Origin of the sequence: Curtobacterium sp. SP.BCo, assembly GCF_051903265.1 — a bacterium.
Taxonomy (GTDB): Bacteria; Actinomycetota; Actinomycetes; order Actinomycetales; family Microbacteriaceae; genus Curtobacterium.
Genome location: NZ_CP194337.1, coordinates 2,741,458 through 2,767,648 on the forward strand (window position 1 = coordinate 2,741,458; position 26,191 = coordinate 2,767,648).

Consider the following 26,191-nt stretch of genomic DNA (forward strand, 5'->3'; position numbering starts at 1 on the left):
AGGGTAGGTCGCCCCGCTCGGAAAACGGCCGAGGCGCGCGGCTCAGGTCCCCCTACGCGTCGACGGACTGCTTGCGCCAGCGGATGCCGGCGTTGATGAACCCGTCGAGGTCACCGTCGAACACGGCTGAGGGGTTGTTCACCTCGTGCTCGCTCCGGAGGTCCTTCACCATCTGGTACGGCGCCAGCACGTACGAACGGATCTGGTCGCCCCAGCTCGCCGTGATGTTGCCGGCGAGTTCCTTCTTCTTCGCGTTCTCCTCTTCCTTCTTCAGGAGCAGGAGGCGCGACTGCAGCACGCGCATCGCGGCAGCACGGTTCTGGATCTGCGACTTCTCGTTCTGCATCGAGACGACGGTGCCGGTCGGGATGTGGGTCAGGCGGACCGCGGAGTCCGTCGTGTTGACCGACTGGCCGCCGGGGCCCGACGAGCGGAACACGTCGACGCGGATGTCGTTCTCGGGGATGTCGATGACGGCGGTCTCCGGCATGAGCGGGATGACCTCGACCGCGGCGAACGACGTCTGCCGCTTGCCGGCGGCGCCGAACGGCGACATCCGGACGAGGCGGTGCGTGCCGGCCTCGACCGACAGGGTGCCGAACGCGTGCGGCGCGTCCACCTCGAACGTGGCCGACTTGATGCCGGCCTCCTCGGCGTAGGACGTGTCCATCACGGTCGTCTTGTAGCCGTGCTGCTCCGCGTAGCGCAGGTACATGCGCAGGAGCATCTCGGCGAAGTCCGCGGCGTCGACGCCACCGGCACCGGCGCGGATCGTGATCACCGCGGGACGGTCGTCGTACTCGCCGTCGAGGAGCGTCTGCACCTCGAGGTCGCCCATGGTCTTCTGGATCGCCTTGAGCTCGGCGGCTGCCTCGTCGGCGGACTCCTGGTCGTCGGCCTCGTTCGCCATCTCGACGAGGACCTCGAGGTCGTCGATGCGCCGCTCGGTGTCGGTGACCTTCTTCAGTTCCGACTGCCGGTGCGAGAGCGCGCTCGTCACCTGCTGCGCGTGCTCGACGTCGTCCCAGAGGTTCTGGGCCCCGGCCTGCTCGCTGAGGTCGGCGATCTCGCGCTGCAGGCGGTCGACGTCGACCACCGAGCGGATGTTGCCGAAGGTCTCGCGGAGGGCGGAGATCTGCTCGGTGAAGTCCAGTTCGACCATGGTCACCGATCCTACCGGCGTGCGTCCCCTCCGGCCGACCGGGAGGCACGGCGCGGTTCCGTCAGGCCGGTCCGGTCGGCGGCGTGGCCGGTGCCCGCCCCGTGGCCGTCATCCGGCGCGGGAGATGCTCATCCACGCGACCTGCACGTCGCCGGCAGCGTTCTTCGACGGCTTCTGCGAGGACGCCGTCGCGGCCTGCAGGACGAGGTGCAGCGGCTTCGTGGGGATGGCCTGCGTCGTCGAGGCCACGCTCACGCCGTCGACGAGGTACTCCAGCTTCGTCGGCGACCACTCGATCGTGTAGGTGTGCCAGTCGGAGAACGTCGTCGCGAGCTCCCGGTGCAGGCAGTTCACCGACGGATCGCCCGGGCAGTGGTTCGAGAGCGTGACGGTGCCGTCGAGGGCCCCCTCGGGGAAGTCCACCTCCCCGTCCTCCCAGGTGTTGGTGTCCGACCACAGCAGTCCGGCGAGGCCGTACCCCGCGACCGGGTCCGCTCGGAGGCGGATGTCGTACCGGCCGCTGGTCTGCCCGCCCCACCGTCCGCCGACGAGCGGGATGACCGCGGCACCGGTGGGTCGGCCGGTGGCGTCGGTGTGCATGTGCATGTCGAGTGTCCCGTCGGCCACCGAGATCGCGGACTGGCGGTACATCCCGACGCCGCTCGTGTCGCCGAACCCGTCGTAGGCGATGAAGCGGTCGCCGTAGGTCGTCGTGAAGTCCCCGGCGGACGCCGGTGTCGTGAAGTCCTCCCCGAAGACGCGGGTCCACCCCGACGCGGCCGCCGGCATCACCCCGCCGTCCTGCTGGTCCGACGTGCCCGAGCCGTCCGGTGGCGTCGGGACGGGCGGTGCGGGCGCCGTGGAGGGTGCGGTGGACGGCGTGGCGTCGGGCAGCGCGGCCGGGATGGTCACCGTCCGGCACCCGAGCTGCCGGTCGGTCCCCGGGCCGACGTTCACCCCGACGACGCACACCGACTGCGTGCCGGTCTTCGTCGTCGCGACCGACGCAGCGAACCCGTGGGTCCCGGTGACGCGGCGGACCCGGTTGACGTCGCCCCGGGCGACGTCGGTGCGCACGGTCGCGACCCGGGTGCGGCCGACGGTCACGGCGACGTCGGTCGCACCGGCCGGGGTGTTCGGGTCGAGGGTCCACCCCTGGACCACCACGCTGCCCGGCGCCGTCGTGACGCCGTCGAGCGAGCCGGCCGGTGAGGGGTCCTGGACGACGACCGTCCGGCACCCGAGCGCGACGTCCTTCCGGCCGGACAGGCTCTGCGCCGTGACGCACACCGACTGCCTGCCGGTCTTCGTGGTGACGAGGGATGCCCCGTAGCCGTGGGCGCCGGTGACGCGGAGGACGCGGTTCACGTCGGCGCGGGTCGAGGCGGCCGGGATCGTGCCGACCGCGGTGCCCCCGACGGTGACGCGGACGGACGTCGAGCGGCTCGACCGTGCCCGGTCGACCGCCCACCCGCGGACCGTGACGGTCCCGGGTCCGGCGACGACGCCGTCGAACGCGCCCGTCGTCGTGCTCGCGGCGAGCGCCGGCGACGGGTCGAGCGCCGCAGCGATGATCGCGGACACGATGCCGATGACGACGACCGAGCGTCGACGTGCGTGCCCGCGGACGAGGACCGCCCCCAGGTCTCCTCGCGCCCGCACCGCGTCGTGGTCCGCCTGCACGTCCATCGCCTGCTCCTCTGCACATGGTCCGTCCCTGTCCGACCGGGACGTTGGCGACTATCGGGCGCCGTGACCGGTTCGACAGCGGTCGGAGCAGGTGCACCCCGGACTGGGGACAGCGAGCCGACGGGCCCGTCCGGCGCAGCGGGACGCAGCAGGGGCGCACCGCGAGGACCTACCCTGGTCGGATGCTCTCCCGCCGCGACGCCGCCATCCGGCTCGACATCCCCCTCGAGATGGCGACCCACCACGGGATCCCCGCACGCCTCAGCGACGCAGAGCTGACGGCCATCGAGCAGGACCCGCCCGCGTGGCTCGTGCAGTCGCGGACCAACCGCACCGGCACCAGGAAGGTCTGGGTCACCCTGGCGTGTGTGGTCTGCGGCTACGCGGAGGACGCACGACCCAAGAAGTGGTGGCCGGACTGGGACCACCTGATGTGCGACTACCACGCGCCCTACCAGGCACCGGACCCCACGGCCGGGTTCGTCCGCCGCGAGGTCGAGGGCATCGGCAGCCGGTTCGTCGCCCTGGTCGACGAGCGCCCGTAGTCCGCCGAGGGCCGCGCTACCGGCCGAGCAGCGGTTCCCGGGACGCCATGCCCGCGGCCCCCGCACGTGCCACGGCGTCCGGCAGGGCCGCGAGGAACGCGTCGACGTCGGCCTCGGCCGTGGTGTGGCCGAGGGTGATCCGGAGCGCTCCGCGTGCGTCCTGCTCGGAGAGTCCCATCGCGAGCAGCACGTGCGACGCCTCGGGCACGCCGGCCTGGCACGCCGAGCCCGTCGACACCGCGACCCCCGCGGCGTCGAGGAGGAACAGCAGCGAGTCGCCCTCGCACCCGGGGAACGTGAAGTGGGCGTTGCCCGGGAGCCGGTCGACCGGGTCCCCCATCAGCACCGCGGACGGCACCGATGCCCGGACCCCCGCGACGAGCCGGTCGCGCAGGACCCGCACGTCCGCGTGCGGCGCCGACGCGGCGACCCCGAACGCCGCCGCGGCCGGGGCGTCCTGCGTCCCGCTCCGGACCTGCCGCTGCTGCCCGCCGCCGTGGATGAGCGGCTCGACCGTCGCCGTGCGCCCGAGCACGAGCGCGCCGATGCCCACCGGGCCGCCGATCTTGTGCGCGGAGACGCTGAGCGCGTCGAGCCCGGACGCGGCGAAGGACACCGGCACCTGGCCGTACGCGGCGACCGCGTCGCTGTGCACGGGCACGCCCGCGGCGTGCGCGAGCGCGACGATGCGTCCGACGGGCTGGATGGTGCCCACCTCGTTGTTCGCCCACAGGAACGTGACCAGGGCGACGTCCGAGGCGTCGGCGAGCCGTGCCTCCAGGGCGGCGAGGTCCACGCGACCCTGCTCGTCCAACGGGACCACGTCGACGACCGCACCCTCGTGCTGCTCCAGCCAGGCGACCGTGTAGACGGTCGCGTGGTGCTCCCCCGCCGGCACGACGATGCGGGGCCGCGGGCGGTCCTGCTGCCGGGCCCAGAACAACCCCTTCACGGCGAGGTTGATGCTCTCCGTGCCGCCGGAGGTGAAGACGACCTCGACCGGTTCGGCGTCGAGCGACCGCGCCACCGCGGCACGGCCGTCCTCGAGCAGCATCTTCGCCTGCTGACCGGCGCTGTGGATCGACGACGGGTTGCCGACCGTGCCGAGCGCAGCCGTGAACGCGGCGAGCGCCTCCGGCAGGATCGGCGTCGTCGCGGCGTGGTCGAGGTAGACCGGCATCTGCACCCCCTGAACGAGCATTTCCAGGATACCCGGGGGTCCTCGTACCCTTGTGGGCATGCACGAGACCGTTGTGGACGAGACGCCGGGGTTCCTCCTCGGTGCCGGTACCGGTGCACCCCGGTTCTCCGTGCGTTCGGCGACCGCGACGGCGGTCACCCTGGTGGTGGACGGACGCGGTCGGTTCCCACTGGGACAGGACGGCGACGTCTGGGCTGCCGACGTGCCCGACGTGGTGCCCGGCGACACCTACCACCTGCTCGTCGACGGCCCGGCAGGCCCGCGACACGCGTTCGACCCCGCACGTCCGCTGCTCGACCCGTCCGCTCGCGGCATCCTCCCCGTGGACGCGCCGCACCGGTGGACGAGCGTCGTGGTGGACGACGCGTTCGACTGGGGCGGTGTGGTGAAGCCGTCGACGCCGCTCGACCGGACCGTCGTGTACGAGGCGAACGTCCGGACGCTGACGGCGACGAACCCCGCGGTCCCCGAGCACCTGCGCGGCACGTACGCCGGCGTCGCGCACGAGAGCACCATCGCGCACCTGCACCGCATCGGCGTCACGACGCTCGAGCTGCTGCCCGTGCACGCCTTCGACACCGAGCGCTGGTTGCGGGACGCCGGCCGCGAGAACGCCTGGGGCTACAACACCCTCGGGTTCTTCGCCCCGCACGCTGCACACGCCTCCGCCGACGCCCGTGCCGCCGGCGCCTCCGCCGTGCTCCGCGAGTTCAAGGGCATGGTGCGGCTGCTGCACGAGGCCGGGATCCAGGTCGTGCTCGACGTCGTCTACAACCACACGGCAGAGGAGGGCCCGGGCGGTCCGACGTCGTCCCTGCGGGGCATCGACGGCGCGAACCGCTACCGGTGGACGGCTGACGGGTCGTCGTACTACGACACGACGGGGTGCGGGAACACGCTGGACACGTCGGTGGAGGCGACGGCGGACCTCGTCGTGGACAGCCTCCGGTACTGGGCGCGCGAGGTGCAGGTCGACGGGTTCCGCTTCGACCTGATGGCCGCCCTCGGCCGGGACTCCGCGCACGGGTTCGACCCGGCGCACCCGCTCCTCGACCGGATCCGGAACCACCCCGACCTGCAGGACACGCTGGTCATCGCCGAGCCGTGGGACGTCGGCCCGGACGGCTGGAAGACCGGGTCGTTCGGCCCGCGGGTCAGCGAGTGGAACGACGGCTTCCGGAACACCGTGCGGCAGTTCTGGCTCACCGACATCGCCGAGGAGCGGCGGAAGGGCGCGCCCGCCACCGGCATCGGTCGCCTCGCCGACGCACTGACGGGGTCACGGAGCCTCTTCGACACCGCACGCGGGCCGCTCGCCGGGATCAACTTCGTCACCGCGCACGACGGCTTCACGCTGCTCGACCTGGTGTCCCACGACGCCAAGCACAACGAGGCGAACGGCGAGGACAACCGCGACGGCTCGAACGACAACCGGTCGTTCAACCACGGCATCGAGGGCGACACCGCCGACCGGGGCGTCCGCGCCGCCCGCGGCCGCTCGATGCGGAACCTGATGGCGACGTTGCTGCTCTCCGCCGGCGTGCCGATGCTCACCGCCGGCGACGAGCGCAGCCGCACGCAGCACGGCAACAACAACGCGTACGTCGTCTCCGAGGACCTCACCCCGGTCGACTGGTCCGACGACGAGGACGCCGAGGCGATGACCGCAGCCGTCGCCTCGCTGACGCGGCTCCGGGCGGCCCACCCCGCGCTCCGACCGACGCGCTTCGGGGTCGAGGGCCAGGAGACCCCCGGGGCCACGCGGATGTCCTGGTACGGCCCGGACGGTCAGCCCATGACGATCGAGGGCTGGGACCAGCCGATCCACCGCGCGCTGCAGTACTTCGCGGAGTCCACGCCCGAGCACGAACCGTACGACCGGGTCCTCGTCGTCGTGCACGGCAGCGGACGGACGCGGGACATCACCCTGCCCGTCCGCGACGACGTCGTCGGGTACCGGCTCGCGTGGTCGAGCGAGAAGCACCGCGACCACGAGCGGCTCCGGCCCGCCGGCCAGGTCTTCACGGCCTACGGTCCGGGCATCCACGTCTTCGAGATCGCCTGACGGCGGGTCCTGACAGGAGGCACGGTGCGGCCCCGCCACGTGCCTCCGGGACGGTCCTCCACAGGTCCACGGCGCGCCCGGCCCTCCACAGACGGCGCAATCCGGGGACCGCGGAGGCGCTCGCCGGGTAGCGTCGGCTCCGTGGCCACTGCAGACCGACCCCGCCGACCGAAGATCGGGCGCATCCCGATCACCAGACTCGCTCCCACAACGCCGAACGGATTCCCCGGCAAGGCGTTCGACGGCGAGGTGATCACGTTCGGGGCCACCGTGTTCCGCGAAGGGCACGGCGTCATCGGCGCCGACCTCGTGCTCGAACGTCCCGACGGCGGCACCCGCACCGTCCCGCTGGAGCTCGTCGCAGCCGGCACGGACCGGTACGAGGCGACCGTGCAGGTCGACCACGTCGGCGTCTGGACCTGGCACGTCGAGTCCTACTCCGACGACTGGGCGACCTGGCTGCACGCCGCCCGCCTGAAGATCGCGGCCGGCGTCGACGCCGAGGCGACCCTGCTCGACGGTGCCCTGCTGCTCGACCGTCTGGCGGACGAGACGGACTCACCGGCCGCCACACGCGCCGCCGCCCGGATCCGCGACACCGAGCTCGACCCGACGGAGCGGCTGGCGGCCGTCGACGACCCCCGGATCACCGCCGAGGTCGAGGAAGCCCCGCTCACCTCGCTCCGCACGCACTCCCCGACGCAGCTGCTCGACGTCGAGCGCACCCGCGCCGGTGTCGGCGCCTGGTACGAGTTCTTCCCCCGCAGCGAGGGCGCGAAGAAGAACCCCGACGGGTCCTGGAAGAGCGGCGACTTCCGCACCGCGGCCCGTCGCCTGCCCGGCGTCGCCCGGATGGGGTTCGACGTCGTCTACCTGCCGCCGATCCACCCGATCGGCACCACCGCCCGCAAGGGCCCGAACAACACGCTCACCCCGGGGCCGCACGACCCCGGCAGCCCGTGGGCGATCGGCGGGCCCGAGGGCGGCCACGACGCCATCCACCCGGACCTCGGGACCGAGGACGACTTCCGCGACTTCGTCGAGACGGCGAAGAACACCGGGATGGAGGTCGCGCTCGACTTCGCGCTGCAGTGCTCCCCGGACCACCCCTGGGTCACCGAGCACCCGGACTGGTTCACGGTGCGGGCGGACGGCTCGATCGCGACCGCGGAGAACCCGCCGAAGCGCTACCAGGACATCTACCCGATCCAGTTCGACTCCGACCCCGAGGGGTTGGTCACCGAGGTACTCCGCGTGCTGCGGCACTGGATCGCGTTCGGCATCCGCATCTTCCGCGTCGACAACCCGCACACCAAGCCGTTGTGGTTCTGGGAGCGCGTCATCCGGGAGGTCCGCGACGAGCACCCGGACACGGTGTTCCTGGCCGAGGCGTTCACCCGTCCGGCCATGATGCGGGCCCTGGCCGAGGTCGGGTTCCAGCAGTCGTACTCGTACTTCACGTGGCGGAACTCGAAGGACGAGATCGCCGACTACTTCGAGGAGCTCTCGCACGAGACGAGCGCCTACCTCCGCCCGAACCTGTTCGTGAACACGCCGGACATCCTCACCGAGTACCTGCAGTTCGGCGGCCGTGCGGGCTACAAGATCCGTGCTGCCCTCGCCGCGACGGGTGCGCCGACGTGGGGCATGTACTCCGGGTACGAGCTGTTCGAGGACGTCGCCCGGCCCGGCTCGGAAGAGAACATCGACAACGAGAAGTACGAGTACAAGCCGCGCGACTTCGCCCTCGCCGAGGCCGAGGGTGCGAGTCTCGCGCCGTACGTCACGATGCTCAACCGGTTCCGGCAGGCGCACCCCGCGCTCCGGCAGCTCCGCAACCTGCACGTGCACGACGCCGAGGACCCGGCGATCGTCGTGTACTCCAAGCACCTGCCCGGCCGGTTCATCCGGTCGGGGCGCGACGACACCGTGATCGTCGTCGCGAACGTCGACCCCCACTCGGCCCGTGAGACCACGGTCCACCTGGACCTCGCCGCCCTCGGCCTCGACACCGAGCAGGCGTTCGACGTCCGCGACGTCGTGACCGGCCAGCGCTGGGTGTGGGGATCGTCGAACTACGTCCGCCTGGACGCGTTCCAGGAACCCGTGCACCTGCTCGTCGTGGAGGGACCCCACCGATGACCGACACCCACCCCGAGGACGACGCACGGAAGGCCCGGGGCGAGCGTCCCGGCGTCCCGGTGGTCCCGCCGCCCCCGCCGCCGGTCCTCCCCCGACGCATGCCGGCCGACACCCCTCGCCCGACGCACCCCGCGCAGCACGTCGCCGCCGAGCCGACCGGGGCGCCCGCCGCTCCGGAGTCGTACGAGGCCCGACCGACCACGCCCCCGACGCAGCGGTACGAGCCGAAGGTGTCGGCCCCCGGCGAGGACCTCCCCGGAGCCCCGCCGGCCCCGCGGGAGGCACCGGACCGCGGCGTGCACGAGTCCGCCACCCTCGCCGGGCACGCCTCCGACGCCGCGCACCCGCGGCACACCGCGGTCGAAGCGGTCGAAGCGGTCGAAGCGGTCGAAGCGGCCGGAGCAGCCGAGGCGGTCCCGGCCGTCGCCCCCGGGTCCGCACGTGCGGACGCGACCGGCGGGCAGCAGCCGCCGGCCGTCGTGTCCGCTCCCTCCCCCGACGGTCCGCGGCCCGCTCCCGTCGACGAGTGGCTCCGCCAGCAGGTCGCCGAGGCCCGGTGGTCCCAGCCGCACGACGTGCTCGGGCCGCACCCGGTCGACGGCGGCACGAGCGTCCGGGTCGTCCGGCACCTCGCCGCCGCGGTCCGCATCGTCCGGCCGGACGGCGACGACATCGAGCTCACGCACGAGGGCGACGGGCTCTGGGCCGGCGCGACCCCTGGCGCCCTCGGGCGCTACCGGGTCGAAGCGGACTACGACTTCGACGAGTCCACCGACAGCGACGACGCCACCTGGACCACCGACGACGCCTACCGGTTCGCACCGACCATCGGCGAGCTCGACCTGCACCTCTTCGGCGAGGGCCGTGACGAGCAGCTGTGGCACCACCTCGGCGCGCACGTCACGACCGTCGACGGTGTCGACGGTGTCTCCTTCACGGTGTGGGCGCCTCGGGCGACCGCCGTGCGGGTGATCGGCGACTTCGAGGGCTGGGAGGGACGCACCACCGCGATGCGCCGCCTGAACGACCTCGGTGTGTGGGAGCTGTTCTGGCCCGGCGCCCTCGAGGGACAGCGGTACAAGTTCCAGCTGCTCACCGACTCCGGCTGGGTGGAGCGAGCGGACCCCTTCGCCCGCCGTGCCGAGGTCGCGCCGCGCACTGCCTCCGTGATCACCACCTCGGACCACGTCTGGTCCGAGGGTGACGCGCAGTGGATGGAGCACCGGGCGAAGACCACCACGCACGACCGCCCGATGAGCGTCTACGAGGTGCACCTCGGGTCGTGGCGGCCCGGGCTGTCGTACCGCGACGCCGCCGACCAGCTCATCGGACACGTGCAGCACCTGGGCTTCACCCACGTGGAGTTCCTCCCGCTGGCCGAGCACCCGTTCGGCGGGTCCTGGGGCTACCAGGTCACCGGGTACTACGCGCCGACCGCACGGTACGGCTCCCCCGACGACCTCCGGTACCTCATCGACCGACTGCACTCGGCGGGCATCGGCGTGATCATGGACTGGGTCCCCGGGCACTTCCCGAAGGACGAGTGGGCGCTCGGCAAGTTCGACGGCCACGCGCTGTTCGAGCACCCGGACCCCCGGCGCGGCGAGCAGCTCGACTGGGGCACGTACGTCTTCGACTTCGGGCAGCCGCAGGTCCGGAACTTCCTCGTGGCGAACGCGCTGTACTGGCTCGAGGAGTTCCACATCGACGGGCTCCGCGTCGACGCCGTCGCCTCGATCCTGTACCTGGACTACTCCCGCACCGACTGGCTGCCGAACATCCACGGTGGCCGTGAGAACCTCGACGCCGTCGCGTTCCTGCAGGAGACCAACGCCACCGCGTACAAGCGCTACCCCGGCATCGTGATGATCGCCGAGGAGAGCACCTCGTGGCCGGGCGTGACGCAGCCGACGAGTTCCGGTGGTCTCGGCTTCGGGCAGAAGTGGAACATGGGCTGGATGCACGACACGCTGCAGTACGTCGAGCGTGAGCCGGTGTACCGCAGCTACCACCACGACGAGATCACGTTCTCGTTCGTGTACGCGTTCAGCGAGCAGTTCACCCTGCCGATCAGCCACGACGAGGTCGTGCACGGCAAGGGGTCGCTGTACGGCAAGATGCCCGGCGACGAATGGCAGAAGCTCGCCAACGTCCGCGCCTACCTGGCCTTCATGTGGGCGCATCCCGGCAAGCAGCTGCTGTTCATGGGCCAGGAGTTCGCGCAGCGGACCGAGTGGTCCGAGGCGCGCGGGCTCGACTGGTGGCTGCTCGACGACCCGGGGCACCTCGGCGTGCAGGACCTCGTCGCCGCGCTCAACCGGGTGTACCGCGAGACGCCGGCGCTGTGGACCCACGACGCCACGGCGGAGGGCTTCGAGTGGATCGAGGGCGGCGACGCCCCGCACTCCACGCTCGGGTTCCTCCGCAAGGACGGCGACGACCGGCTGGCGGTGTTCGTCAACTTCTCCGGCGTCCCGGTGGAGCGACGGTTCGGCCTGCCGGCGGCAGGTGCCTGGCACGAGGTCCTCAACACGGACGCAGCCGAGTACGGCGGCTCCGGCGTCGGGAACCTCGGCGTCGTGACCGCCGACGACACCCCGTGGGCGGGTCGCCCGGCGTCCGCGCACCTGGTGGTGCCGCCGCTCGGCGCGGTCTGGCTGAAGCTGGCCCGCTAGGGCCGGCTGCGGTCCTCGACCGCACCCCGGACAGACGGGAGGCCCGGTGCCAGCTGGCACCGGGCCTCCCGTCCGTCACACGGTCGCGCTCAGTACAGGGCGTTCGCCAGGCGACGACGGGCCGCGATTACCCGCGGGTCCTCGGCGCCGATGAGCTCGAAGTACTCGACGAGCCGGACGCGCAGGGCCTCTCGGTCCTCGCCGAACACCGTCGGCACCAGGTCGAGCAGCCGTCCGAACGCGTCCTCGACGTGCCCTCCGGAGATGTCGAGGTCCGCGACGGCGAGCTGCGCCGGCACGTCCGTCGGCCCGGCAGCCGCGGCGGCTCGGATGTCGTCCGCCGTGTGGCCGTTCAGCCGGTCGAGCAGGGACACCTGCGCCAGGCCCGCGACGGCCATCTGGTCGTGGGGGTCCTGCGCGATGGCGGTCTTGTACTCCTGGATCGCCGTGGCGTAGTCGCCCTGCTCGATCGCGTCGTAGGCGGCCTGGTGGTGCGGGGGCAGCGGCTCCGGCTCGGGCTCGCCCTGCTCGACGGCGTCCGCCGGTGCGGCACCGTCGACCGTCACACGCCCGGAGACACCGTTCTGCGCGGCGGCGGCGAGGACCTGCTCGTAGACGTCACGCACCTCTGCCTCCGGCAACGCGCCGACGAAGAGCCCGAGGGGGCGACCGCCGATGAGCGCGGCCACCGTCGGGATCGACTGCGCCTGGAAGGCCTGCACGAGCTGCGGGTTCGTGTCGGCGTCCACCTTGGCCAGGAGCACCCGGCCGTCGTACTCGGCGGTCAGCTGCTCGAGGATCGGGGACAGCTGCTTGCACGGCCCGCACCACTCGGCCCAGATGTCGACGATCACCGGGACGACGGTCGACAGCTGGAGGACGTCCTGGAACGTCTGGTCCGTGATGTCGAGGACGAGCGAGGGGACGGTCAGGTCGGCGCCGGTCTCGCTGCCGGGCGCACCGGCCGCGGTGTCGGAGCCGGTGGGGCCGGTCGGCTGCGGCGGCCGCTGCGCGCGGTCGACGAGCGACGACAGGTCGACTGCTCCGCGGAGACCGGACGGGGTCGGGGGGACGTTGGTCATTGCACCTCACTCGCTGCTGTCAGGCCCTGCGTGAACCCGAGCAGGACCACTTTGTCATCGGTGCCCACCGGGGGCACGTAGAAGAGCAACTGCACGCCGTAGGTGGCGCTGATGCCCTTCGTGCTGGAGTCGACACCGGAGAGCGCCTTGACCGCACCCTCGGTGTTCACCTCGGCGCCCGCCGCCGTCGGCGTCACCTTCTCGATCTCGTTCAGGTCGGCCGAGACGAGCGCCCCGGCACCGTCGGTGGCGATGGCCACGGCGCTGTCGTCGGGCACCTCGGACGAGTACTCGATCTTCGCCGTGTCCGGCAGCGACTCGGACTTCTTGTCCTTGTACGCCTTGCCGATCGTCGAGCGGAGGCCGTCGCCGTCCACCTGGAACAGCGACGCGTACTGGCTGTCCGTGTCCTTCGACAGGATGTCGCCGTAGGCCGTCGCGATCTGGTCCGGCGCGACGGAGAGCAACTTCGTGTTCGGCGCGAGCAGGGCGGCACCGATCGACGTCGGCGCGAGGCTCGGGATCTTCGCAGCCGCCTCGAGCGAGACGTCGTACGCGACCTTGTAGTCGTCACGCGCGGAGTCCTGCACGAGCGTCAGGGCCTGCGGCGCGGACTTGGCGTCGCAGTCCTGGGCGACGACGGCGAAGACCGTCCGCGGCCACGAGTCGGTCTGCTGCGGCAACGCCACGCACACCTGGTCGGCCGAGATGGCCGGCGGGGCGTCGACGTCGGCGTCCTTGGCTCGGATCGCGTAGTTGGCCTCGCGGAGGTCGAGCGCCGCACCGGTGAACCGTTCCGCGGCGACCTTCGCGTCACGGGCGTCGTCGGCCTGCTTCGCGACCTCGGCCACGCGCTGGACGATGCGGCTGATCTGCTGCTTGGACGCGGCGGTCGGTTCGGTCTGGGTGGCGGTACCGGTCGCCGTGGCGGTCGGCGTCGGGCTCGCGCCGGACCCGCCCTGCGGCCAGTACTCGGACGAGCAGCCGGCCAGGCCGAGCGCCCCGACGAGCAGGACCGGGATCGCGACCATCGCACGGCGTCCGCGACGCCCACGGGTCGGGACCTGTGCACCCGCGGCGGCGGCACGGCGGGAGGCGCGGACGCGCGGCGGACGCGAACCGCCGCTGCGGCGCCGGGGACCACGGCCGCGGCGCTGGTGCACGAAGGCCCAGACGAGCAGGACGATGCCGCCGACGAGGAACAGCCCGCCGGCGACGAGCAGCGGGCCGACGGTGGGCGTCGCGGTGTCGCGCGGCCAGGTGACCGACACGTCGCTCGGTGCCGCGGCCGTGCCGTCGCCCACGATGATCACGGAGACGTCCTTCGGCAGTCGGACGGTGAACTGTCCGGCGCCGTCGTACTCCTGGTACCAGAGGTCGCTGCCTGCGGGGTCCGGGACCGAGGACTCGCTGCCGGTCGTACGGCCGACGAGCCGGTCCTGCTCGGCGTCGAAGCGCATCGTCGTGTGCTTCGCGTCACCGACCCAGGCGTCCACGTCGGTCGTCTTGCCGTAGGCCGCGAACACCTTGCCGGAACCCGAGACGTTGATGCGCTGGTAGCCGGGGTTGGCGTTGAGGGTGGAGCCCGGGATGACGGTGACCGGGGCCGTGGTCTTCGACGACGAGGACGCGACGAGCGAGGACGGGGGTTCGAACACGGTCCGCTGGCCGACCGCGAGGGCGACGAGCACCAGACCGATGACGAAACTGACGATCGCCAGGACGAATCGCACGGATCTTCTCCCTACCGCGCCGGGGTGGGGGTGACGGCGCGCGAATCAGCGCTCCAGGATAGCGAGCGAGCCTGGACGGCGCATCCCCCACCGCTGTCCCCGGTCACAGCCGCGGGCTCGGCACCGCCACTACAATCGGTGCCGGGTCGGACCAGACCCTCCGCCGAGCACCAGGAGTGAACACGTGGCGAACGACGAGGCCGAGTTCGGGACCGAGCTGCGCGGGTACCGCCGCGACGAGGTCGACCGTTCGCTGAACGACCTGCGCCGCGAGCTCATCAAGTCGAACAACGACCGCGCGGACGCCGCGAGGGAGATCCGTCTCCTGCAGTCCCGTGTCTCCGAGCTGCAGGGCGAGCTCGACGAGGCCGGCACCCCCACCTACAGCGGGCTCGGCACCCGCCTCGAGTCGACCCTCCGCGTCGCCGAGGAGCAGTCCACCCGCCTGATCAGCCAGGCCGACATCGACGCGCAGCGCCTCCGCGCCTCCAGCCGTGCCGAGGCGGACCGCACCCTGCGCGAGGCGCAGGAGGAAGCGCGCGACACCCTCGAGGACGCGCGCACCCGGTCCACCAACGAACTCACCCGTGCCCGCGCCGAGTCCGCGGACACCGTCGAGCGTGCCCGCGCCGAAGCCGGGCTGCTGACCCAGGACGCCCGGAACGAGGCCGCCGCGATCCGCGGTGCCGCCCTCACCGAGGCCGCAGAGGTCCGGTCGGTCGCGATCCGCGAGACGAACGCCCTCCGCGCCCAGGTCGAGCACGAGGTCGCCGAGCTCCGCGAGATCGCCCAGCGCGAGTCCGCCGAGTCCCGTCGGGCCGCCGCGGACCTCGACCGCGAGACCGAGCACCGCCGCACCGTCTTCGAGGCCGACTTCGCCCGACGCGTCGAGGACCTCGACCACGAGGAGCGCACCCGACGCGAGTCCCTCGAGCGCGAGGTGACCGAGGGCCGCGCCGCGTGGCACCGCGAGCGGGACGAGCAGCAGCAGGCCCACGCCCTGGAACTCGAGACCGGGCGTGCGGGCCTGCAGTCCGAGGTCGACCGGCGCCGCGCCGAGATCGACACCGAGTTCGCCGACCGCCGACGGGTCCTCGACGAGGAGCTCGCCGCCGCCCGTGCCGAGTGGGACCGTGAACTCGCCGGTGCCCGCGCCGCGCTCGAGCAGGAGGTCGAGGCCGCCCGCGCCGCGCTCCGCGTCGACGAGGAGCAGACCCGCACGGAGAACGAGCGGCTCGTCCAGGAGACCGCCGACCGCATCGCCCGCGAACTCGCCGACCACGCGAGCCGCATCGAGCGCGAGCGCGCCGAGGCCGAGGCGACGGCGGAACGTGCCGTCCGTGCGCACGAGGACGAGCTCGCAGCGCGTCGCGAGCGCGAGCACGCCGAGGTCGACACCGAGATCGCCGACCGACGTGCCGCCGAGCTCGGGACGCTCGAGGCGGAGCGCACTGCCCTCCGGCAGGAGATCGACACCGCTCGCGCCGGCCTGGTCCGCGACCGGGAGGAAGTCCGCGCCGAGATCGCCCGCGAGCGCGACGAGGCGCGGACGACGCTCGAGTCGGAGCTCGCCGCACGACGCGACGACGCCGAGCAGGACTACCTGCAGAAGCACCACGACACCGTCACCGAGACGCAGAAGTACCTCGACGAGGCGAACCTGCAGCTCGCCGAGGCCACGCGTCGGGCGTCCGAGGCCCGGGAGCGTGCCGAACGGCTCCAGCAGGAGGCCGACGACCTCGAGCGTTCCAGCACCTCGGAGGCGCAGGAGCACGCGCGCACGATCGTCGCCGACGCCCAGGACCGCGTCCACAAGATGGTCGCCGACGCCGAGGAGCGGACGGCCGGCATCATCGCGGAGTCGGAGGACCGCCTCGCGGCGATCCGCACCGAACGCGACGCCGTCGCCGCGTACCTGGAGAACCTGCGCGGGGTGCTCACGCACGCCACGGGGCTGCTCGGCACGACGCCGGCCGTCGCCGACGACGGGACCGACGGGTCGGAACCGGTGGACGACGTCGAGGACGCGACCAGCCGCTGACGCGACCGGGCCCGGAGGGGCGACCCACGCCTCCAGGTCGGCGCACGTCGTCGGCGTGACCGGTCCTGGCAGGCTGGGGCGTCGTCCTAGACCGGGACGTGGGTCGGCAGCGGGGCGCTGCCCGGCACGACGAGATCGGCGATCGCGTCGAGCACGATGCGCACGTACCGCTCCCCCACCCAGAGGTGCTTCGCGCCCTCGACCGGCACGACCTGCACGTTCGGCGCGATCGCGAAGCGACGTGCCGCCTCGTCCGGCTGCAGGAAGTCGTCGTGCTCGGGGACGAGCGCCACGACCGGCACGGACACGCTCGCCCACGCGGCGAGCTCCGCGTCGGACGTGCGGCGCAGCGGCGGCGACAGCAGCACGATCCCGGCGACACGGCCGGCCTCGACGTGTTCGAGGGCGTGCTTGAGGACCACCTCGGTCCCGAAGGACCACCCGACCAACCAGGGCGTCGGCAGACCACGGTCGACGACGTCGGACACCGCGGCCCGGAGGTCGAAGCCCTCGGAGACACCGTCGCCGAAGACGCCCTCGGACGTGCCGCGGGGCGAGGTCACCGACCGGAAGTTGAACCGCAGGACCGCGATGTCCGCCAGGGCCGGCAGCCGCGCTGCCGCCTTCTTCAGGACGTGCGAGTCCATGAACCCGTGCGCGGTCGGCAGCGGATGCAACGTGACGACGGTGCCGCGTGCCGGGCGGTCGAGCGGCTCGGCGAGCTCCCCCACGAGCGTGAGGTGGTCGTCGGTGACGAGCTCGATCTCCGTCCGGCGGGCCGGGAGTTCCGTGTTCGACCGGATCTCGTCGACGCTCGAGGGGTTCTCGGTGCTCATGCGATGCTCCAGCAGTGGTTGTGCCAGTGACGCCGCGACGCGAGGTCCGCTTCGTCACCGAGGACGCCGTCGGCACGCCACACGACGACGTGCGCGACCCCGGGCAGGACCGTCCCGCCGCAGCCCGGGCAGACGTACTCCTTCTGCGCCGACGCCGCGGACACCGGCTGCACCAGGTACTCCCGACCGCGCCGGACCTCGGTCCGCTTCCACGAACTCATCAGCCGGTCGAGGCCGGTGGGCTCGTCCTCAGGCTCGGGGGCTCGACCGCGGACACGCCGCGGCCGGTTGCTGCGCGGCACCGCGAACTGCCGATCAGTACCAGTTGAAGGACTGGCTGTGACCCCAGGCGCCGCAGGGGGTGCCGTAGACGCCGGAGATGTAGTTCAGGCCCCAGGTGATCTGCGTGGCGGGGTTCGTCTGCCAGTCAGCGCCGACCGTGCCCATCTTGCTGCCGGGCAGTGCCTGCGGGATGCCGTACGCACCGCTGGGGTTGTAGGCGTTGACGCGCCAGCCGGACTCCTTGTTCCACAGGGAGACGAGGCAGTTGTACTGGTCGGTACCCCACCCGCGGGCGGTGACCATCTGCAGGGCGATCGCCTGCGCGCTGCCCGGGTCCGGCGTCGCAGCGACCGCTGCCAGGGTGTTCGTCGCGCTGACCTGCTCGGTGCTGTCCGTCGAGTCGGCCGTGTCGTCGGTCTCGGTCTTCGGCGGCGCGGTCACCTTCGGCTTCGGCACGGTCACGCCGTACGCGTCACGCGAGACGTCGAAGGCCGCGTAGGTGCCGTGGGCGGTGTACTCCTGCGGGGCGGCCGGTGCCTTGATGAGCACCGGGGCCGAGACGGCCGCCTGCGCCACGTCGGGCTGGAGCGGGTTGAAGAGCGACCCGACGACGATGCCGGAGACCGCGAAGAACGACAGTGCCGGGATCGTCGCACGCTTGCGCATGAACGAGTTCACACCGCGGACGGACGTCGGCTTCGCCGGGGCGGCGACCGCGCGGGCGCGGCGCTGCTTGACGATTCGCGGGTCGGTCGGCGTCGCGGGGACCGCGGACACCAGGGCCGTCTGCGCTGCCGCGGTGTCGGACACCCGACTCGCCGCGACCGACTTGGGGGCACTGTGCGGTTTGGGGGCACTGTGCGGTGCCGGAGCGGAACCCGGGGCGGTCGGCACCGATGCCGTCACCACGTCGGGGTTCGCCGGGAGGACCGAGTTCTCCGCCGTGCGGGTTCGGTTCAGTGCCGCGCGGCGCTCACCGGCGGCCGTGAGGCCGGGGTGCTCGCGGGTATCGCGGTCGGAGCTGATGTCTGCCGTGTGCCTGCCCATGAGTCTGACCAGGATAACGGAACGATCACGGAAAGCGAAGCACCCGCGACGAGCGCGTCGTCAGCGGACGGCGAGCATGACCTCGACGACGGCGTCGAGCAGGGCGTCGACCTGTGCTTCGCGGTACCCGCCGCGCTTCGGCCGGAAGACGATGGAGCGCACCTCGGTCAGGCTGAGCGGCTTGCCCTCGCGGAAGTAGCCCCCGAGGCGCTTGGCGAACGCGTCGACGTCCTTCGGGTGGTAGCCGGTGCCGAGCACGCTGACCCGACTGAAGCGCTGCCCGTCCGGCCGCTCGAGACGATCGACCACCGCGGACGCCTTGGACCGGGCCTCGGCGTACCAGGCCTTCTGTCCGATGTCGGCGATCTCACGCTCCCGCTCGCGGGCCGCGAAGGCGTCCTCGAGCCGTTCGAGCGCGGCGTCGACGTGCGCCGTGGAGTACCCGCCCTTGCGCATGGAGAACGCGGTCGCCCGGATCTTCGCCGCCTCGATGGCTGGCGCGGTGTCGTTCGCCGTGTATGCCCGACGGGCGTCCTCGAGGAATCGCTCGACCTCGTCGACGTCGTACCCGAGGGCGGAGCGGTCTGCGTTCGGGAAGGTGGTGGCCACGGCGACATTCTGCCAGGACCGGACCCTGGCGTGACCTGGACGCGCTGTCAGTGGTTGACGACGAGGTACAGCACGTAGGCGACCGCGGCCGACGGCAGGATGCTGTCGATCCGGTCGAGCAGGCCACCGTGCCCGGGCAGGAACGACGAGATGTCCTTGATGCCGAGGTCGCGCTTGATCATCGACTCGGTCAGGTCGCCGAGCGTGGCCGAGCCGGAGATGAGGACGCCGAGGACGACACCGGTCCACCACGGCAGTCCGAGCATGAGCCAGCTGACGACGATGCCGACGACGATGCTCGCCGCGACGGATCCGGCGAAGCCCTCCCACGTCTTCTTCGGGCTGATCCGCGGCGCCATCGGGTGCTTGCCGAGGTTCAGCCCGGTGGCGTAGGCGCCGGTGTCGACGGCCACCACGACGAGGATGAACGCGATCACCCAGAGCTTGCCGTCCGGCTGCGCGGACAACAGCACCACGCAGGCCCCGAGCAGCGTGATGTACGCCTGGACGAACAACCCGTTCGTGAGGTCGCGGACCACGTTGCCCGCCGGCGGCTTCGGCCGGGTCACCGCGACCTCGACCAGGCGCCAGAGGCTGATGAACACGATGCCGCCGAGCAGCGTGAACAGCGCCGGGATCTGGCCGCCGAGGAACGCCGCGGGGACGATCCCGACGGCCACCAGCACGCTGGGGACACGCGGGACGTCACGCCCCGCGAACCGCATCGCGCTCGCGAGCTCGTACACGCCGACCCCGAGCAGGAAGGCCGCGACGACCATGAACGACGGCGTCCAGATGAGGAGCGACGCCAGCATCACGACCGCGAACGCGAGGGCGATGCCGATCGCGGCCGGCAGGTTGCGGCCGGTCCGCGCCGTCAGCGCTTCGTTCCGGGCGCCGAAGTCGGCCTTCCGCTGCCGGAGCTGCGCCTCGAAGTCCGTCCGGGCAGCTCGTGCCCGTGCGTCGAAGTCCTCGCGCAGCCCCTTGGCGGAACGCTTCTGGTCTGTGGGGCGGTCAGCGCCGCCCTGGTCTGGACGGGGCATCAGACCTCGAGGAGTTCGGCTTCCTTCTTCTTCAGCGCGTCGTCGATCTGATCGACGTGCTTCTTCGTCAGGGCCTCGAGGTCCTTGTCGCCACGCGAGATCTCGTCGTCCGAGATCTCCCCCTTCAGGGCGTCCAGGTCGTCCTTGGCGCGGCGGCGGATGTTGCGGATGACGACCTTGTGGTCCTCACCCTTGCCGCGGACGAGCTTCACGAACTCCTTGCGGCGGTCCTGCGTCAGCTCCGGGATCGTGACGCGCACGATCTCGCCGTCGTTGGACGGGCTGGCGCCGAGGTTCGGGAACGTCGCGATGGCGCGCTCGATCTCCTTCAGCGCGGACTTGTCGTAGGGCGTCACGATGAGCGTGCGCGCCTCCGGCGTCTGCAGGGACGCCAGCTGCGCGAGCGGCGTCGGCGTGCCGTAGTACTCGACCGGGATCTTCTGGAAGAGCGCGGCGTTGATGCGGCCGGTTCGGACGGTCGAGAAGTCGTCCTTGGCGACCTCCACGGCCTTTGCCATCTTCTCGGTGGCTTCGGTCAGGACATCACTGATCACGGTGGTTCTCCTTCGGTACTGGCGTCGAGTCTAGTCAGCGCCGGAGGTCAGTTGCTGACCACCGTGCCGATGCGCTCACCCCGGATGGCGGCCGCGACGTTCCCGTCACCCTCCATGCCGAAGACGTGCATCGGCATGCCGTTGTCCATGCAGAGCGAGAACGCGGTCGCGTCGACGACCTTGAGCCCCTTGAGGAGCGCGTCCTGGTAGGTCACGTGGTGCAGCTTCTCCGCGGTGGCGTCCTTCTTCGGGTCCGCCGTGTAGACGCCGTCGACGCCGTTCTTGGCGACGAGGACCTCGTCGGCCTTGATCTCCAGCGCGCGCTGGGCTGCCACCGTGTCGGTGGAGAAGTACGGCAGTCCGGCCCCGGCGCCGAAGATGACGACCCGGCCCTTCTCGAGGTGCCGCTCGGCGCGTCGAGGGATGTACGGCTCGGCGACCTGCGTCATCGAGATCGCCGACTGCACGCGCGTGGCGGCACCGGCCTGCTCGAGGAAGTCCTGCAGGGCGAGCGCGTTCATCACGGTGCCGAGCATGCCCATGTAGTCAGCGCGGCCGCGGTCCATGCCACGCTGCGAGAGCTCGGCGCCGCGGAAGAAGTTCCCGCCGCCGACCACGATCGCGATCTCGACGTCTTGGGCCGCGTTCGCGATCTCCTTCGCGATCGCGCCGATCACGTCCGGGTTCACCCCGAGGGTCCCGGCGCCGAACGCCTCACCCGACAGCTTCAGCAGTACGCGGCGTCGTCCGGTCTTCTCGTCGGTCATCTGTCTGCACCCTTCGTCGTCTTCGGGAAATGTACACGCGCGGTGCGCGCGAAAACGGGGCCAGGAACCGTTCGGTTCCTGACCCCGTCACGGGTTCGCTACGCGCCGACCTTGACGCGGGCGAAGCCCTGGATCGTGAGACCAGCGTTCTCGGCGGCCTTCGCGACGGACAGCTTGTTGTCCTTCGCGTAGTCCTGCTCGAGGAGCGCGACCTGCTTGCGGTAGGCGTTGAGGCGACCCTCGACGATCTTCGGGAGGGCGGCCTCCGGCTTGCCCTCCTCGCGCGTGATCGCCTCGACGGTCGCGCGCTCCTTCTCGATGGCCTCGGCCGGGATCTCGTCGCGGGTCAGGTACGTCGGGTTCGCGAACGCGACGTGCTGCGCGATCGAGCGCGCCTCGGCGGCGTCGGAGCCCGCGTAGGCGATGACGACGGCGATCTGCGGCGGCAGGTCCTGGCTGGTCTTGTGCAGGTAGACCTCGAAGGCGTCACCCTCGACCCGGACGACCGTGCGCAGCGCGAGCTTCTCGCCCAGCGCGGCAGCGGCCTCGTCGATCGCCTCGGCGACGGTCTTGCCGTCGAGCGGCGCGGCGTTGCCGGCAGCGACGTCGGTGGCGCCGGCAGCGGCGACCGCGGCGACGACCTTGTCGGCGAGCGTGGTGAACTTCTCGTTCTTCGCGACGAAGTCGGTCTCGCTCGCGAGCTCGACGACCGTGGCGGCGCCACCGTCGGTCGACGCGACGACGACACCCTCGGAGGTCGCACGGTCGTCGCGCTTGGCGACGGCCTTCGCGCCCTTGATGCGGAGCAGCTCGACGGCCTTGTCGTAGTCGCCGTCGGCCTCGACGAGGGCGTTCTTGGCGTCCATCATGCCGGCCCCGAGGTCCTCACGGAGCTTCTTCACGTCAGCAAGGCTGTAGTTGGCCATTGACTGGAGTCCTTTCTGGACTGTGTGTTCGAAAGAGAGAGAGAAGGGGCGCCGAGCCGATCGGCCCGACGCCCCCGGTGGTCACTCGGCGGGGGTGGTCTCCGCGGCGGCCTCGGCCTCGGCCGTGGGCTCCGCGTTCTTCGCCTCGTCGGCGATCGGCTCACCGATCTCCTTGGCGGCGACCTGGGCGTCCGCGTCGTTCTCCTCGACCGGGACGGCGGGCGTCTCGGTCGCGGCGGAGGTCTCGCCACCGAGGAGCTCCTGCTCCCACTCGGCGAGCGGCTCGGCCGCGGCCTCGTCGTCGCCACCGTTGTGGCGGGTCTTCAGGCCCTCGGCCGCGGCGTCGGCCACGATGCGGGTGAGGAGACCGACGGAGCGGATCGCGTCGTCGTTGCCCGGGATCGGGTAGGTGATCTCGTCGGGGTCGCAGTTGGTGTCGAGGATGCCGATGATCGGGATACCGAGCTTCTGCGCCTCGTCGACGGCGAGGTGCTCCTTCTTGGTGTCGACGATCCAGAGCGCGCTCGGGGTCCGCGTGAGGTTGCGGATACCACCGAGGGTCTTGTGGAGCTTGTCCAGCTCGCGCTTCTTGATGAGGAGCTCCTTCTTGGTGAAGCCCTTCGTCGTGTCGTCGAAGTCGATCTCCTCGAGCTCCTTCATGCGCGCGAGGCGCTTGGAGACCGTCTGGAAGTTCGTGAGCAGACCGCCGAGCCAACGCTGGTTGACGTACGGCTGGCCGACGCGGGTCGCCTGCTCGGCGATGGAGCCCTGCGCCTGCTTCTTGGTGCCCACGAAGAGGATCGTGCCACCGTGCGCGACCGTCTCCTTGACGAAGTCGTACGCGCGGTCGATGAAGGCCAGCGACTGCTGCAGGTCGATGATGTGGATGCCCGAGCGCTCGGCGAGGATGAATCGCTTCACCTTCGGGTTCCACCGACGGGTCTGGTGTCCGAAGTGGACGCCGCTGTCGAGCAGCTGGCGGATGGTGACGACGGCCATGCCGTCCTCCTTGTGTGTTCTCGGCACGCAGCATGACTGCGTACCTGTTGCGGTTGTGTCGGTCGCGACCCGGTGGTCGTGACCCCTGGCGTCCTGTCCCTGCGGCCGCCCGCTCGTGCGAGCGGGACCGGTGGCCGTGCGACGTGCTGTTCGATCAGCACTGTGGACGCGCGAAGTCAGCGCGCTCAGCGCGCTGCTGGATAGATGCTAACAGACGGGAGGCCCGGATCACGCACGCCGAGCGGCTCGCGTGATCCGGGCCTCCAGGCCGTCGATCGGGGGCGCGTCAGGCCTTCGCGCCGACGGTGTCGCCCTCGGCGGTGATGCCCATCTCCTCGAGGGAGCGGCCCTTCGTCTCGGGGATCTTCGCCAGGACGAAGAACAGCGAGAGCAGGGCGAACAGGGCGTAGATGCCGTAAGTGACCGTCAGGTTGAAGCTCGACAGCACCGGGAAGGTGATGGTGACGAGGAAGTTCGCGACCCAGTTCGCGGCCGACCCGACGCCGAGCGCCGTCGCACGGATGCGGTTCGGGAACATCTCACCGAGCAGCACCCACATCAGCGGTCCCCAGGTGGCGCCGAACGACACCACGAACAGGTTCGCGAAGATCAGCGCGATGATGCCCCACGCGCCGGGCAGCTGCGGTGCGCCGTTCACGATGGTCGCCTGCGAGAACGCGATCGCCACCATGAGGAGCGACACGAACATGCCGGCCGAACCGGCGACGAGCAGGGGCTTCCGACCGAGCTTGTCCACCGTGAAGATCGCGATGAAGGTGACCGCGACGTTCACCACCGAGGTGATGGTGGAGATCAGGAAGGAGTCGCTCTCCTTGAACCCGACGGCCTGCCAGAGCGTCGTCGAGTAGTAGAAGATCACGTTGATGCCGACGAACTGCTGCAGCACGGCGAGGATGATGCCGACCCAGACGATCGGCTGCAGGCCGAAGCGGTTGCCCCGGATGGAGCCCTTCTTCTCGTTGGCTTCCTTCTCGATGCCGTCCTGGATCTCCTCCAGGCTGGTGTTCACCGTGTCGCGCGGGACGATCTTCGTCATCACGTCACGGGCGTCGTCCGTTCGGCCCTTGGCGAGCAGGAAGCGCGGCGACTCCGGCAGCGTGATCGCGAGGATGCCGTAGACCACGGACGGGATCACACCGACGAGGAACATCCAGCGCCACGCGGCGAGGCCGAGCACGGTCTCGGAGGCGCCGCCCGCGGTGACCGCGAAGACCTGGTCGGAGAGCAGCGCGGCGAAGATACCGAGCGTGATCGCCAGCTGCTGGAACGACGCGAGCCGGCCACGGATGGCCTTCGGAGACACCTCGGAGATGTACGCCGGCGCGATGACCGACGCGGTCCCGATGCCGAGACCGCCGACGAGACGCCAGACCACGAGGTCCCAGGTCGCGAACGCGAAGGCGCTGCCGATGGAGCTCACGAGGAACAGCACCGCCGCCCAGAACATGATGCGGGTACGACCCCAGCGGTCCGCGAGACGACCGGCGAAGAACGCGCCGAACGCACAGCCGATCAGGGCCGAGGCGACCGCGAAGCCGCTGGCGGCCTCGGACAGGCCGAACTCGCCCTTGATCGCGTCGACCGCGCCGTTGATGACGGACGAGTCGAAACCGAAGAGGAAACCGCCCACCGCAGCTGCGATGGCGAACGCGGTGACCTTCCCCTTGAACGCACGGTCGGTGCCGTGCCCGGTGGTCGTGTTGGACACGATGCTCCTGGGTTCTGCCGCCGTGCGGGATGCTGCACGGTGCCCCGGCGGTCGGCTGGTTCGCCGTCCGAGCGGCGTTGCGTGTTCCGGAGCGGCCCCGACTGTACTCCCCGATCGGCGCGGGGGCGCAATCGGGGCGGGGGCGGGCGGCGCTCGGGCGGGCGGGCGGCGCTCCGCGCTCCGCGCTGGATCACGCGACGTGATCGACACCGCGCGCGTGGATCGACGCGCGCGGTGTCGCATGATGCGCGTGACGTCCCCGCGGTCCTCCTCCACAGGCCTGGAGGCTCGGCTCGTCCCCCACAGATCGGCCAGCGTCCGCCTCGTCGCGCGTCGACAGCGCCACGCTCGTCCCATGCGATCCGACCCGTACAGGCATCTCCGAGGCCACTTCCGCAGGGCGCCCCGGCCGTCGGTGGTCGCCGTCGCGCTCGTCCTCGTCCCCGCCTTCGCCCTCGTCGCGTACCTCGTCGCGTTCCTCGTCACCGGTCCGACCTTCGTCACCGTGACGACGACCGCCGTGGTCCCGGTCCCCGACGGCCGCGCCGCGGCGCCCGCGCGGACCATCGCCGAGACGGGCGCCCCGTGGATCTGGCCGACCGGGATCCGGGTGGTGAGCCGACCGTGGGAGGCACCTGCGGACGACTACTCCGCGGGGCACCGCGGGCTCGACGTCCCCGCGTCGATCGGTGACGCAGCGGTCGCGGTCGACGACGGCACGGTGTCGTTCGCTGGCTCGGTCGCCGGTCGGGGCGTGGTGACGATCGACCACGGCGACGGGCTCCGTAGCACCCTGGACTCCGTGGTGCCGTCGGTCGCCACCGGCGATGCCGTCGCGCAGGGCGACACCGTGGGTCGGGTCGCGGTCGGGCACTGTCCGGCGTCCGACCCGTGCCTGCACCTCGGGGCACGGCTCGACGACCGCTACGTCGATCCGACGCCGTACCTGCCGGCGGCGGCGTGGCCGGTGCTCCTGCCGGACAGCGCGTGGCCGGGGTGAGTACCTGCGCGTCGTGCGGCCGGGCCGGGTGCGCGCCTGGCTCGTTGCGCGGCCGGGCCGGGGT

General features: G+C 71.6%; 21 protein-coding genes. 6 read left to right on the top strand and 15 right to left on the bottom strand.

Annotated features, from left to right (window positions below):
• Positions 1 to 52: 52 nt before the first annotated feature.
• Complete coding sequence (prfB, locus tag ACRQ4B_RS13010; RefSeq protein WP_439691839.1) at positions 53 to 1,162, bottom strand: peptide chain release factor 2; 1,110 nt, start codon at positions 1,160 to 1,162, stop codon at positions 53 to 55.
• Between the two features lie 108 nt (positions 1,163 to 1,270).
• Positions 1,271 to 2,851: a glycoside hydrolase family 16 protein gene (locus tag ACRQ4B_RS13015; protein ID WP_439691840.1), complete on the bottom strand. Its 1,581-nt coding sequence runs from the start codon at positions 2,849 to 2,851 to the stop codon at positions 1,271 to 1,273.
• A 182-nt stretch (positions 2,852 to 3,033) separates the two neighbouring features.
• Here ACRQ4B_RS13015 and ACRQ4B_RS13020 point away from each other — a divergent pair, with 182 nt between their 5' ends.
• Positions 3,034 to 3,396, top strand: a complete 363-nt coding sequence (locus ACRQ4B_RS13020) for a hypothetical protein (RefSeq protein WP_439691841.1) — start codon at positions 3,034 to 3,036, stop codon at positions 3,394 to 3,396.
• A 16-nt stretch (positions 3,397 to 3,412) separates the two neighbouring features.
• On the opposite strand, the gene ACRQ4B_RS13025 is transcribed toward ACRQ4B_RS13020, so the two are convergent.
• The gene (locus ACRQ4B_RS13025; RefSeq protein ID WP_439694397.1) at positions 3,413 to 4,576 is read right to left on the bottom strand and encodes a cysteine desulfurase family protein; all 1,164 of its coding nucleotides are present in this window, start codon (positions 4,574 to 4,576) and stop codon (positions 3,413 to 3,415) included.
• Positions 4,577 to 4,634: 58 nt separating this feature from the next.
• Between ACRQ4B_RS13025 and ACRQ4B_RS13030 the strand changes: the two genes are divergently transcribed.
• The 3 genes from ACRQ4B_RS13030 to glgB all read left to right on the top strand — a co-directional run bounded on the left by ACRQ4B_RS13030 (position 4,635) and on the right by glgB (position 11,479).
• Positions 4,635 to 6,662, top strand: a complete 2,028-nt coding sequence (locus ACRQ4B_RS13030; RefSeq protein WP_439691842.1) for a glycogen debranching protein — start codon at positions 4,635 to 4,637, stop codon at positions 6,660 to 6,662.
• Between the two features lie 141 nt (positions 6,663 to 6,803).
• On the top strand, positions 6,804 to 8,804 hold the full coding sequence (locus tag ACRQ4B_RS13035) for a maltotransferase domain-containing protein (protein WP_439691843.1): 2,001 nt from the start codon (positions 6,804 to 6,806) through the stop codon (positions 8,802 to 8,804).
• The gene (gene glgB, locus ACRQ4B_RS13040) at positions 8,801 to 11,479 is read left to right on the top strand and encodes a 1,4-alpha-glucan branching protein GlgB (RefSeq protein ID WP_439691844.1); all 2,679 of its coding nucleotides are present in this window, start codon (positions 8,801 to 8,803) and stop codon (positions 11,477 to 11,479) included. Before ACRQ4B_RS13035 ends, glgB begins: the two co-directional genes overlap by 4 nt.
• A gap of 89 nt (positions 11,480 to 11,568) precedes the next feature.
• On the opposite strand, the gene ACRQ4B_RS13045 is transcribed toward glgB, so the two are convergent.
• Both ACRQ4B_RS13045 and ACRQ4B_RS13050 read right to left on the bottom strand, forming a co-directional pair.
• Complete coding sequence (locus tag ACRQ4B_RS13045; RefSeq protein ID WP_439691845.1) at positions 11,569 to 12,561, bottom strand: tetratricopeptide repeat protein; 993 nt, start codon at positions 12,559 to 12,561, stop codon at positions 11,569 to 11,571.
• Entirely contained in the window at positions 12,558 to 14,294 is a 1,737-nt protein-coding gene (locus ACRQ4B_RS13050; RefSeq protein WP_439691846.1) for a hypothetical protein, read from the bottom strand. Before ACRQ4B_RS13050 ends, ACRQ4B_RS13045 begins: the two co-directional genes overlap by 4 nt.
• Before the next feature lie 184 nt (positions 14,295 to 14,478).
• Here ACRQ4B_RS13050 and ACRQ4B_RS13055 point away from each other — a divergent pair, with 184 nt between their 5' ends.
• Entirely contained in the window at positions 14,479 to 16,335 is a 1,857-nt protein-coding gene (locus tag ACRQ4B_RS13055) for a hypothetical protein (RefSeq protein ID WP_439691847.1), read from the top strand.
• Positions 16,336 to 16,421: 86 nt separating this feature from the next.
• On the opposite strand, the gene ACRQ4B_RS13060 is transcribed toward ACRQ4B_RS13055, so the two are convergent.
• The 10 genes from ACRQ4B_RS13060 to ACRQ4B_RS13105 all read right to left on the bottom strand — a co-directional run bounded on the left by ACRQ4B_RS13060 (position 16,422) and on the right by ACRQ4B_RS13105 (position 25,127).
• Entirely contained in the window at positions 16,422 to 17,171 is a 750-nt protein-coding gene (locus ACRQ4B_RS13060; protein ID WP_439691848.1) for an alpha/beta hydrolase, read from the bottom strand.
• Complete coding sequence (locus tag ACRQ4B_RS13065) at positions 17,168 to 17,473, bottom strand: hypothetical protein (protein ID WP_439691849.1); 306 nt, start codon at positions 17,471 to 17,473, stop codon at positions 17,168 to 17,170. Before ACRQ4B_RS13065 ends, ACRQ4B_RS13060 begins: the two co-directional genes overlap by 4 nt.
• A gap of 13 nt (positions 17,474 to 17,486) precedes the next feature.
• Positions 17,487 to 18,500, bottom strand: coding sequence for a lytic transglycosylase domain-containing protein (locus tag ACRQ4B_RS13070; RefSeq protein ID WP_439691850.1), 1,014 nt, complete (start codon positions 18,498 to 18,500; stop codon positions 17,487 to 17,489).
• A gap of 60 nt (positions 18,501 to 18,560) precedes the next feature.
• Entirely contained in the window at positions 18,561 to 19,109 is a 549-nt protein-coding gene (locus tag ACRQ4B_RS13075; RefSeq protein WP_439691851.1) for a DivIVA domain-containing protein, read from the bottom strand.
• Between the two features lie 47 nt (positions 19,110 to 19,156).
• Positions 19,157 to 20,152 (bottom strand): phosphatidate cytidylyltransferase, encoded by a 996-nt coding sequence (locus ACRQ4B_RS13080; protein WP_439691852.1) that lies wholly within the window; start codon positions 20,150 to 20,152, stop codon positions 19,157 to 19,159.
• Positions 20,152 to 20,706 (bottom strand): ribosome recycling factor, encoded by a 555-nt coding sequence (gene frr, locus ACRQ4B_RS13085; RefSeq protein WP_354030875.1) that lies wholly within the window; start codon positions 20,704 to 20,706, stop codon positions 20,152 to 20,154. Before frr ends, ACRQ4B_RS13080 begins: the two co-directional genes overlap by 1 nt.
• 47 nt (positions 20,707 to 20,753) lie before the next feature.
• Positions 20,754 to 21,473, bottom strand: a complete 720-nt coding sequence (pyrH, locus tag ACRQ4B_RS13090) for a UMP kinase (protein ID WP_439691853.1) — start codon at positions 21,471 to 21,473, stop codon at positions 20,754 to 20,756.
• A gap of 98 nt (positions 21,474 to 21,571) precedes the next feature.
• Complete coding sequence (tsf, locus tag ACRQ4B_RS13095) at positions 21,572 to 22,399, bottom strand: translation elongation factor Ts (RefSeq protein WP_439691854.1); 828 nt, start codon at positions 22,397 to 22,399, stop codon at positions 21,572 to 21,574.
• 81 nt (positions 22,400 to 22,480) lie between these two features.
• On the bottom strand, positions 22,481 to 23,398 hold the full coding sequence (rpsB, locus tag ACRQ4B_RS13100) for a 30S ribosomal protein S2 (protein ID WP_439691855.1): 918 nt from the start codon (positions 23,396 to 23,398) through the stop codon (positions 22,481 to 22,483).
• A 286-nt stretch (positions 23,399 to 23,684) separates the two neighbouring features.
• Positions 23,685 to 25,127, bottom strand: a complete 1,443-nt coding sequence (locus ACRQ4B_RS13105; RefSeq protein WP_439691856.1) for a sugar porter family MFS transporter — start codon at positions 25,125 to 25,127, stop codon at positions 23,685 to 23,687.
• A gap of 355 nt (positions 25,128 to 25,482) precedes the next feature.
• On the opposite strand from ACRQ4B_RS13105, the gene ACRQ4B_RS13110 reads away from it, so the two are divergent.
• Positions 25,483 to 26,127: a M23 family metallopeptidase gene (locus ACRQ4B_RS13110; protein WP_439691857.1), complete on the top strand. Its 645-nt coding sequence runs from the start codon at positions 25,483 to 25,485 to the stop codon at positions 26,125 to 26,127.
• The last annotated feature ends 64 nt before the right edge of the window (positions 26,128 to 26,191 follow it).